This window comes from Corynebacterium sp. HMSC071B10, from assembly GCF_001814825.1.
In the GTDB taxonomy this organism is placed as follows: Bacteria; Actinomycetota; Actinomycetes; order Mycobacteriales; family Mycobacteriaceae; genus Corynebacterium.
Genome location: NZ_KV818016.1, coordinates 41277 through 42072, shown reverse-complemented (window position 1 = coordinate 42072; position 796 = coordinate 41277). Strand labels below are relative to the sequence as shown.

Here is a 796-nt window from a genome sequence, read left to right as displayed (position 1 = left end):
CGGATACGACTTCGTCGCCGCAGCGGCCGGCTGCACGCTTGCAGAGTTGCAGGCGCACGGCATCCAACACGACCGCGCGAAACAATTGCGTGATACCGCCTCGGTGCTGTGCGGGAAAACCTCGCACACCAAGTACCAGGCCCGAGCCCAAGAAGGCGCGCGTGTGCATGGCCACCGGTTAGACACCCTGGCCTACATCACCCGCTCCGCCCGCTCGCTCAAGGATGTAACCAAGCGCTGGCACTACATCGATCAGCTTTGTAACACAGCAGGCGACCTGGCGCGCATCCGGCGGGTGGCCGCAGAGCTGAAAGCCGAACTACAGGTGCCTGAGCCGCGCACCCCGAAAGCACGGGTCACCCACCACGGCGACGGGTACGCCACCCTGAGACTTACCGGGCCCGCAACAGACGTCCAGGGTGTGTTTGATGCGGCGAAAAACGACGTCACCGGCTGGCTAAACGGCGGGTGCCCAAAGGCGGAGTATCTGGTGCGGGTGACCGCGAACCTGGATCTTGGGGATTACCTGCGCATTATCGCAGGCGAAGGCAACGACGTTAAGGTCCACTTCGACAACGGTGTAATCGTCTCCGGTGAGGAGTTTGTGCGCATGCAGCTCGAAGCACTCGGCTCGATCATCTTGATCGGTGCGATGGACGGGCCCGTTAACGCGTATCATGCGCGTTTTGCGACCCCGAAGCACCGAGAAGTCATGCTGGCAGATTCCACCACGTGTACCTGGAAGGGGTGCAAGGCACCCGCCTCTGAGTGCGATGCCCACCACATGGTCGAACAC

General features: G+C 62.2%; 1 protein-coding gene. It reads left to right on the top strand.

All coding sequences use genetic code 11. The features are described 5' to 3' along the window. Positions 1 to 796 (top strand): hypothetical protein (locus HMPREF2990_RS13000; RefSeq protein ID WP_070764249.1); only part of this gene is annotated, 796 nt, incomplete at both ends.